This is a genomic window from Phenylobacterium sp. (assembly GCF_030654915.1).
Classification (GTDB): Bacteria; Pseudomonadota; Alphaproteobacteria; order Caulobacterales; family Caulobacteraceae; genus Phenylobacterium.
Genome location: NZ_JAURWM010000335.1, coordinates 1 through 8,713 on the forward strand (window position 1 = coordinate 1; position 8,713 = coordinate 8,713).

Below are 8,713 nucleotides of genomic sequence, written 5' to 3' on the forward strand. Positions count from 1 at the left end.
ATGTAGAGCATCGGCGCTTCGTCGCGCTCGCCCTCGCCGATGACGATCTCGCCATCGATATCCAGGTCGTTGAGCGCCGTGCGCATCGCGTCGACGGCCGCTTGGTCGGCGGCCTTTTCGTCACCACGTCCGACCAGTTTCCAAGCGGCGATGGCGGCGATCTCTGTCACCCGGACCGCGTCCAGAACCAGCCCGCGATCCAGATTTTCCGAACTCATGTGTCTCTCCCGGCGCCGCGACGGCGCGCGTTTTCTTTTGGGTTCTAAATGCGCGCGATACGCAAGAGGCGCGGTCTATCGAGCACTGACGGCAGATTTGCGATGCGGTCGATCGCCGCCGCGAGCACGGATTCCGCGACGGCGTGAGTCGTGAGCACGATCGGTACGCCATCGGCGTTCCCAACAGGCTTCTGAAGGAAGCTCTCGATCGACACGCCGGCCTCGGCCAGTGTCTCGGAGACAGCGGCGATCACGCCTGGTTCGTCCTTCACCAGGAAACGCAGATAGGCCCGGCACATGCTCTTGGCCGGGTCGATCGGGGTGAACGCTTTCAGGGTCGTGGCGGGCGCCTGGAAGACCGGACGCACCGCGCCGGTCATCACATCGGCGATGTCGGCGGCCACAGCCGCGGCGGTCGGTGATGAACCGGCCCCCGGCCCTTGCAGATAGATACGGCCGATCCGCGTGCCTTCGATGAACAGCGCATTGAGCGCGCCGCCCGCCTGGGCCAACGGATGGTTCTGCGCCACCAGCGTCGGATGGACCCGGACCAGCACGCCGTCAGCCGACCGGTCGGCTGAGGCGATGAGCTTGATTTTGTAGCCCAGGTCCTTGGCCAGCTGGATGTCCAGCAGCGCGACCTGATCGATGCCTTCGATCTCGGCCGCTGCGTAGTTCGGCGCGCAGCCAAAGGCCAGAGCGGCCAGGATGGAGATCTTGTGGGCTGCGTCGAAGCCGCCGACATCCATGGTCGGATCAGTCTCGGCGTAGCCGAGACGCTGAGCCTCGGCCAGGACGTCGGCGAACGCCCGGCCTCCCGAATCCATTTCCGACAGGATGTAATTGCAGGTCCCGTTGAGGATACCGGCGACCGACTTCACTTCTTCGCCGACCAAGGCCTCGCGCATGATCTTCACCGCTGGCGTGCCGCCCATGACGGCGGCCTCGAACAGCAGCGGCACGCCCTTGGCTTCGGCCAGGACGGCCAGTTCAGCGCCATGCTCGGCGATCAGCGCCTTGTTGGCGGTGACGACCGCCTTGCCGGCGTTCAGAGCCGCCTCGACCGCGGCCTTGGCCGGGCCGTCGGAGCCGCCGATCAATTCGACGAAGACGTTGTTGTCAGGCGAGAGCGCCAGCGCCACCGGATCGTCGAACCAGGGCAGGTTCGAGATATCGAACGGGCGCGGGCGCGAACGCGAGCGCGCCGAGACGCCGGTCACGATCGCCCGACCGCCGGCCGGCGCGAAGTCCGGATGGTCGGACAGGAAGTTCAGCAGCCCGCCGCCGACCGTACCCAGGCCCGCGACGCCGATCCGCCATTCAGTCTTGCTCATTGCCCCGCCAGGTTGTTGTGGGCCCGCGCGAGGATATCGTCGGCGTTGGCCAGGAATTTCTTCACGTTGCGCGCGGCCTGTCGGATCCGGTGCTCGTTCTCCACAAGCCCCACCCGCACATAGCCCTCACCATATTCACCGAAGCCGACGCCCGGGGCGACCGCGACGCCAGCCTCCTCGATCAGCAGCTTGGAGAACAGCAGCGAGCCGGCCTCCTTGAACTGTTCAGGCACCGGAGCCCAGGCGAACATCGAGGCCGGCGGCGAGGGAATATCCCAACCCGCACGCTTCATCGAGGTCACCAGGGTGTCGCGGCGCGCCTTATAGATCGCCCGAATCTCGTCGGCGCAATCCTGCGGGCCGTTAAGCGCGGCGGCGGCGGCGACCTGGATCGGCGTATAGGCGCCGTAGTCGAGGTAGGATTTCACCCGCGCCAGCGCCGCACAGATGCGCTCATTGCCGACCACCATGCCGACGCGCCAGCCGGCCATCGCATAGGTCTTCGACAGCGAGTTGACCTCGACGGCGATCTCCTTGGCCCCATCGACCTGCAGCACCGAGGGCGGTGGGTTGTCGTCGAAATAGATCTCCGAATAGGCGATGTCGGAGATCACGAGCAGATCGTGCTTTTTCGCGAGCGCGATGGCGTCCTTGTAGAACTCAAGATCGACGCACTGCGCGGTCGGGTTCGACGGATAGGAGAGAATCAGCACCGACGGCGGCGGCGCCGAGTGCTTCATCGCCCGGCTAACACCCGCCAAATATTCCTCGGGCGAATGGGCCGGCACGTGGCGGATCACGCCGCCGGCCATGATGAAGCCGTAGGCGTGGATCGGGTAGGCCGGGTTCGGGCAGATGATCACGTCGCCGGGGGCGGTCAGCGCCTGGGCCAGATTGGCGAAGCCTTCCTTCGACCCCAGGGTGGCGATGACCTCGGTGTCGGGATTCAGCGTCACGCCAAAACGCTTCTTATAGTAGCCCGCCATCGCCTTGCGCAGGCCGACAATGCCCTTGGAGGCGGAGTAGCGGCCAGCCTTTGGGTCGCGGGCGGTTTCGATCAGCTTGTCGACGATGTGTTGCGGCGTCGGCATATCGGGATTGCCCATGCCGAAATCTATGATGTCGACGCCCTCGGCCCGCAAGCGAGCCTTGATGCGGTTCACTTCTTCCAGAACGTAGGGCGGAAGACGGCGGATACGGTGGAATTCGGGAGTCATTTTGAGCTCTGGCCGCGGGCCTTGCGGCGTTTGGGAGCTGAAGTCGCGCATGGATAGCCCCCGTTCGGGGCCTGGCCAAGCAGGTTCAAGGTCATTTATGCCCCCGCCAGCCGCTTATCTAGGCGACGGAGGCGGAGTAGCTCGCTCCCGAAGTTGCCGCGCGAAGGCCTCGGTGGCCGCGGTCGACGACGAGGCGTCACCTTGAATAGCTGGGCCGGCCGCAGCCTTGGCCTGGGCCTGGAATCGCTCCGTTCCGGTCAGCGTCCAGGTACCGGGAGCGGTCTGGCGCTCCACCGTCGAACCGGCGACCTCTAGCTGGCGAGCCTCCACGCCCCACTGCGCCACTGGGCGCTGATCCTTGGGGACCGGGGGGATGTCGGCGAAGGAGGGGAACGCGCCGTCGGTGCGCGACATCCGCGCCACATCCGCGGCGACCGGCGAGTTCGGATCGATTGGGATTGACGCGAAGGGATTGGAACTGGCGCAGCCGGCCAACGCTAGACTGGCGCAAGCGCAGATCATCAGCCCCCGCAAGGAGGTCCCGAGAGGCGCTTTTGCGAAAAGTCGAAGCGGCGCGTTCATTTCCCGTCCGGTCTTATGTCATGATCGCTTCGGGCGAAAGAGCGCGCGCGCAGCTAAGCCCCAAGGAAGCGCGTACCGGAGGAAGTTGAGCGATGAGTGAACAACCCTCGACACCGACCAAGGCCAAGCCGAAAAAGAAGGCCAAGGCTGCCGACAAGGCTGCGTCCAAGGTCGAGCAGGCCAAGATCAACGTCGAAACCGCCACAGCGGAACAACAGCCTGCCCAAGCCCCGCCGAAGGCTGCTCCCGCCTCCCCCGCCCTGGAAAGCCTGAACGTCGACCAGCGCGAGATGCTGGAAAAGCTCTCAGCCAATTTGGCCCGCGCGGCGCTGACCGCCCAGGGCGCGATCGCCGAGGCCGCCCTGCGTCAGGCCGAGCGTCCGGCCGCCCTGCAGCCTGACCCGTTCCACGTCGCCCCCGCGCTCACCGACATCATGGGACGGCTAGCTTCCCAGCCCGACCGCATGGTCCGCGCCCAGGCCGACCTGTTCCAGCGCTACCTCGAGCTTTGGCAGTCCGCCGCCCGGCGAGCCGGCGGCGAAACGGTCGAGCCCGTGGTCAGCCCCGAAAAGGGCGACAAGCGCTTCAACGATCCCGACTGGGCCGAGAACCCGGTCTTCGACGTGATCAAGCATTCCTACCTGCTGACCTCCAACTGGCTGAATTCTTTGGTCTCCCAGGTTGAGGATGTCGATCCGATCGCCAAGCGGCGCGTCGAGTTCTTCATGAAGATGCTGACCGACGCCTTCTCTCCGTCGAACTTCCTGGTCTCCAATCCCGCCGCCCTGCGTGAGGCGATGCAGACCCAGGGCGCCTCGCTGCTCAAGGGCATGGAGAACTTCGCCGACGACATGACGCGCGGCGGCGGCCAACTGGCGATCAGCCAGACCGACTATCAGATGTTCAAGATCGGCGAGAACGTCGCCACCGCTCCAGGCAAGGTGGTGTTCCAAAACGAGGTTCTGCAACTCGTCCAGTTCAATCCAACGACCGAGCAGGTCCATGAGATCCCACTGCTGATCTTCCCGCCCTGGATCAATAAGTTCTACATCCTCGACCTGCGGCCCGAAAACTCGATGATCCGCTGGCTGGCCGACCAGGGCTTCACGGTCTTCGTCGCCTCGTGGGTCAATCCGGACGTCGAGATGGCCGCCAAGACCTTCGAGGACTACATGCTCGACGGCATCTACGCGGCCACCGAGGCCGCCATGGCGCAGGCCGGGGTCGATCGCGTCAACACGGTCGGCTACTGCATCGGTGGCACCCTGCTCTCCTCGACCCTCGCCCACATGGCGGCCAAGAACGACAAGCGAATCGCCTCGGCGACCTTCTTCGCCGCCCAGCAGGATTTCGCCGAGGCTGGCGACCTGCTGCTGTTCACCAATGAGGACTGGCTGTCCGACCTCGAACAGAAGATGGACGCCGCCGGCGGGGTCCTGTCGGGCCAAGCGATGGCGGAGACCTTCAACTCGCTGCGCGCCAACGACCTGATCTGGTCGTTCTTCGTGAACAACTACCTGATGGGCAAGGAGCCCAAGCCCTTCGATCTGCTGTTCTGGAATTCCGACCAGACCCGCATGCCCAAGGCGCTGCACCTGTTCTATCTGCGCAAGTTCTACGGCGAGAACGCCTTGTCGAAAGGCGAGCTGGTCCTCGACAACATCAAGCTCGACCTCGGCGCGGTGAAGACCCCGATCTACGTCCAGTCCTCCAAGGAAGATCACATCGCTCCGGCGCGGTCGGTCTATCGCGGGGCGCGACTGTTCGGCGGGCCGGTGACCTTCACCCTGGCCGGCTCGGGCCACATCGCCGGTGTGATCAACGCCCCCGTCGCCAACAAGTACCAGCATTGGACCAACTCCGATCTGCCGGCCTCGGTCGAGCAGTGGATGGAGGGCGCGAGCGAAACGGCCGGCTCCTGGTGGCCGCACTGGGCGACCTGGCTGCGCGAAAAGTCGGGCGGCCTGGTTCCAGCCCGCGATCCCTCCAACGGCAAGTTCAAGCCCATCGAGGATGCGCCCGGGTCATATGTGAAGGTGAAGTCGTAAGCGACGGATCCAGGGGGCTAGATGATCAAGGTGATAGTCGGGGGGCTGGCGATCCTGCTCGCCCTGTGGATCGGGGCGGGCTTCGCCGTGGTCGCCCTGTCAGGCCAGTTCGAGCCCAGCGGGCATTTCGTCGATGTCGGCGGGCGCAAGCTGCGGCTGGTCTGTGAAGGACCAAAGTCCGACAAGCCCGTGGTCTGGATGGAGGCCGGCGCCTGGGGCCTGGCCGCTGACTTCGCCGCGATCCAGCAGGGACTGACGCAGAAGGGCGTCCGCTCCTGCGCCTACGACCGCGCCGGCATGGGCTTTTCTGATCCGGGACCGACCCCTCGCGACAGCGCGGCCATCGCCTCGGACCTCGCCAAGCTGATCAAGGCCTCGGGCGAACAGGGACCCTTCATCCTGATGGCCCATTCGATGGGCGGCCAGCACGTCCGCCTGTTCGCCGGCGAGCATCCGGAAATGGTCGCGGGCTTGGTGTTGCTGGAAGCCACCACGCCGGAAATGACCAGCGATCCGCGCGCCCAGCCGTTCCTGCGCCGGGTCCGTAATGTTGCGCGGGTCACGGCCGTCGCCGGGTCGATGGGCCTCACCCGCGTCGCCTATTATTGGGGTGATCGCATCGGCCTGCCGTCGCAGGGCGCGGCCGAGAAGCGCCACGCCTTCGTCTCCGGCCGCCACGCCCGCACGGCGGCGGCCGAGGTCTTGGCCTGGGACCAAGGCTCGGCCCAGGCCGGCGCTGTCACCCTTGATCAACAATGGCCGGTCGCCGTGGTCACCGCCGGCGACGCCGTGCGAATGGGCGAATGGAACCTCGCCCGCCGCGCGCCCGAGCAGGCCTCGCGCGCCGGCTACTATGAGAACGTCCAGGAGGCCGCGCACGCGACCTTGCTCGGCCTCACCCACAACGGCGCGGTGCTCCGCGCCGTCGATCACGTCCTGGCCGCGCTCGAGCCACCGGCGGCGGAGGCCAAATAAAGGGGGTCCGGTCTGGCTTAGCGTCCCCTCACCGGTGGCAGCATCCGCGCCATCACCGCCACGAAAAACGCCACCGACCAGCCGAGCAGTATGGACCCATTGATGCCTTCGATGGCGCCAAGCAACTTCCATTGCCCAGCTATGGCGCTGTCCCCATAACCGATCGAGCCATAGCTACTGGTCGAGAAATAGACGGCCTCGCGGGTCTCTGGCACCGCGCCGAGCTTTATGAACAGCAAGGCGTAGAGCCAGATCTCAAAACCATGCAGCACGAAAAGCCCCATGATCAGGGCGACGGTCACGTACCAACCGTGCCAGGAAAGCGGGCTCATCTGCGCCTGGCCCCAGCGCGTATCCAGTCCGGTGAGCATCCGCCCCAGTATCATCAATCCGGTTCCGTGGATGGTGACGGTCAGAAGCACCATGGCGGTCGCCAAGGTGAGTTCGACGATCACCTCGGACCCGTCCGGCGAAGACGCCCCAGAAGATCGCCGACCACCAGGATGATGAGGAAATTCATCGCCATGCCGAGAGCAACGGCCGCCACGTTGAACCAGACGCCCAGGCTTGGCGCGAAGTTCAGGAGATAACTCCAAGGCGTACCCAGCAAGATGGCGAATATCCCGGCGAGCGGATCACGCTCGAGCCCGAACCAGCCCCCAAGGCTGGTGGGGATTAGAAGCAAGGCCGCAACACACAGAAAGCCGTAGATCGCGGCGATGACGCGAGAAATCTTCAAGACACCCACCTTGCGTGCGTGGCCACGCGGCGCATGCAGCTCTCCGTATTAGCTGCCTACAATTGAGTGGCGCGCTCCGGCCCCGTCAATCTCGAAACTAGACCGCCACGAACCGTAGCGCGTCGCCGTTGTTACAGTAGCGCAGCCCGGTCGGGCGCGGGCCGTCAGGGAAGACGTGCCCCTGGTGCCCAAGGCAGCGGGCGCAATGATACTCGGTGCGGGGGACGCCGATGGCGTAGTCGGTCTTCTTGCCCATCGCCCCCTTGATGGCGGTGTAGAAGCTGGGCCAGCCGGTTCCACTCTCGAACTTCCAATCGGACTTGAACAGCGGCAGAGCGCAGCCCGCGCAGACATAGGTCCCGCGGCGCTTTTCCTTGTTCAGCGGGCTCGTGCCGGCCATCTCCGTCGCCTCGCGGCGCAGGACATTGTAGGTCGCCACGTCCAGCCGCTTCTTCCACTGCGCGTCGGTCAGCTTGCGCCAAGGCGAGGTCGCATAGGGATCATCGGCGGCGAACACCGTGGCCGGCATGGCGAGGAGTGCGGAGCCCATCAGGAAGGCGCGGCGGTCGATCTTGCTCATGCCCGAGATACGATTCCTCTCGGACCTTGGATGCAAGCCTAGCCGCTCCAGGCGTAGAGGGCGTCCGGGGTCTTTTCCATGTTGCCCGCGCCGTCGGTCAGCTTGACCAGGGTCCAACCTCGCGTCTCGTAGAAACGCCGGGCACGCTCATTGGCCTGGAAGGTCCACAGCGTGCGCGGCGTGCCGTCTTCCAGCGCCTTGGCCAGAAGCTGCGGGCCTACTCCCCGAGCCTGGTAATCCGGGAGAATGAAGAGATGCTCCAGCCAGCCCGGATGGAACGCGACATAGCCGACAACCACGCCGTCCTCCTCGGCGACCCACGCTTCGTTCTCGACCAGCAGCTTCGTCGTGAAGAACGCCACCGCGTTCTCGAAGGAGCCCGGCGCTGGCAGAAATGGCAGCGAGACGCGACTCGCCTCCCGCTGGATCCGGGCGCAGACCTCGGCGTCGGCCACGCTCGCCCGGCGCAGGATCACAGGCCCGAGGCTTCCGGCAGGCCGAGCATGATGTTCAGGTTCTGCACCGCGGCCCCCGAAGCGCCCTTGCCCAGGTTGTCGAGCACGGCCACCAGGCGCGCCTGATGGCGTTCTTCATTGCCGAAGACATAGAGCTTCATGCGGTTGGTGCCGTTCAACGCCTCGGGATCCAGCTCGGCGTTGTAGCCGGCGGCGCCTGCGCGGGCCTTCTGCAGGGCCGCGCATTCATCGGCGCTCGCCACCTCGACGAAGGCCTCACCCGCATAGGCCTTGGCCAGCGCCTCGCGCAGCTCGGCCGGCCGCGGCTTGGTGGGCAGCGCCCAGAGTTGCAGCGGCACCTCGACGATCATGCCTTGGGCGTAGCGGCCGACGGCCGGCGCGAACAGCGGCGCGTGATCCAGGCCGCTATGTACCTGCATCTCACCGATGTGCTTGTGCTGCAGCGGCAGACCGTAGATCCGGAAGGCGTCGCTGCTGTTCGGCGGCGTCGGGGCCTCGAACTCTGCGATCAGGCCCTTGCCGCCGCCCGTGTATCCGGACCCCG

10 protein-coding genes and 1 pseudogene are annotated in these 8,713 nt (G+C 65.7%); 2 read left to right on the forward strand and 9 right to left on the reverse strand.

The features are described 5' to 3' along the window. The 4 genes from Q7T84_RS17430 to Q7T84_RS17445 all read right to left on the reverse strand — a co-directional run. Positions 1-218, reverse strand: a 218-nt coding sequence (locus Q7T84_RS17430) for a fructose-bisphosphatase class II (protein WP_304811367.1), incomplete at its 3' end; no start/stop codon positions are given. Between the two features lie 44 nt (positions 219-262). Continuing rightward, positions 263-1,552: a homoserine dehydrogenase gene (locus Q7T84_RS17435; RefSeq protein ID WP_304811369.1), complete on the reverse strand. Its 1,290-nt coding sequence runs from the start codon at positions 1,550-1,552 to the stop codon at positions 263-265. After that, positions 1,549-2,769 carry an LL-diaminopimelate aminotransferase gene (locus tag Q7T84_RS17440; RefSeq protein WP_304811371.1) on the reverse strand — a complete coding sequence of 407 codons (1,221 nt, stop codon included), beginning with the start codon at positions 2,767-2,769 and terminating at the stop codon, positions 1,549-1,551. Before Q7T84_RS17440 ends, Q7T84_RS17435 begins: the two co-directional genes overlap by 4 nt. A 114-nt stretch (positions 2,770-2,883) precedes the next feature. Further along, positions 2,884-3,291: a hypothetical protein gene (locus tag Q7T84_RS17445; protein ID WP_304811373.1), complete on the reverse strand. Its 408-nt coding sequence runs from the start codon at positions 3,289-3,291 to the stop codon at positions 2,884-2,886. Positions 3,292-3,641: 350 nt separating this feature from the next. Between Q7T84_RS17445 and phaC the strand changes: the two genes are divergently transcribed. Together phaC and Q7T84_RS17455 are read left to right on the forward strand one after the other, a co-directional pair. Continuing rightward, positions 3,642-5,399: a class I poly(R)-hydroxyalkanoic acid synthase gene (gene phaC, locus Q7T84_RS17450; protein ID WP_304811385.1), complete on the forward strand. Its 1,758-nt coding sequence runs from the start codon at positions 3,642-3,644 to the stop codon at positions 5,397-5,399. 21 nt (positions 5,400-5,420) lie between these two features. Then, positions 5,421-6,374 carry an alpha/beta fold hydrolase gene (locus tag Q7T84_RS17455; RefSeq protein ID WP_304811375.1) on the forward strand — a complete coding sequence of 318 codons (954 nt, stop codon included), beginning with the start codon at positions 5,421-5,423 and terminating at the stop codon, positions 6,372-6,374. 17 nt (positions 6,375-6,391) lie between these two features. On the opposite strand, the gene Q7T84_RS17460 is transcribed toward Q7T84_RS17455, so the two are convergent. The 5 genes and pseudogenes from Q7T84_RS17460 to Q7T84_RS17480 form a co-directional block, all read right to left on the reverse strand. Then, a complete protein-coding gene (locus Q7T84_RS17460) occupies positions 6,392-6,829 on the reverse strand; it encodes an ion channel (protein ID WP_304811377.1) in 438 nt (145 codons plus the stop codon). Continuing rightward, complete coding sequence (locus tag Q7T84_RS17465) at positions 6,826-7,113, reverse strand: hypothetical protein (protein ID WP_304811379.1); 288 nt, start codon at positions 7,111-7,113, stop codon at positions 6,826-6,828. The genes Q7T84_RS17460 and Q7T84_RS17465 overlap by 4 nt, the downstream gene beginning before the upstream one ends. Positions 7,114-7,210: 97 nt before the next feature. After that, positions 7,211-7,693, reverse strand: coding sequence for a peptide-methionine (R)-S-oxide reductase MsrB (gene msrB / locus Q7T84_RS17470; protein WP_304811381.1), 483 nt, complete (start codon positions 7,691-7,693; stop codon positions 7,211-7,213). Between the two features lie 38 nt (positions 7,694-7,731). Next, positions 7,732-8,148 carry a GNAT family N-acetyltransferase gene (locus Q7T84_RS17475; protein ID WP_304811383.1) on the reverse strand — a complete coding sequence of 139 codons (417 nt, stop codon included), beginning with the start codon at positions 8,146-8,148 and terminating at the stop codon, positions 7,732-7,734. 17 nt (positions 8,149-8,165) lie between these two features. Beyond that, positions 8,166-8,713 (reverse strand): annotated as a pseudogene (locus tag Q7T84_RS17480) (N-acetyl-gamma-glutamyl-phosphate reductase); the annotation flags it as partial.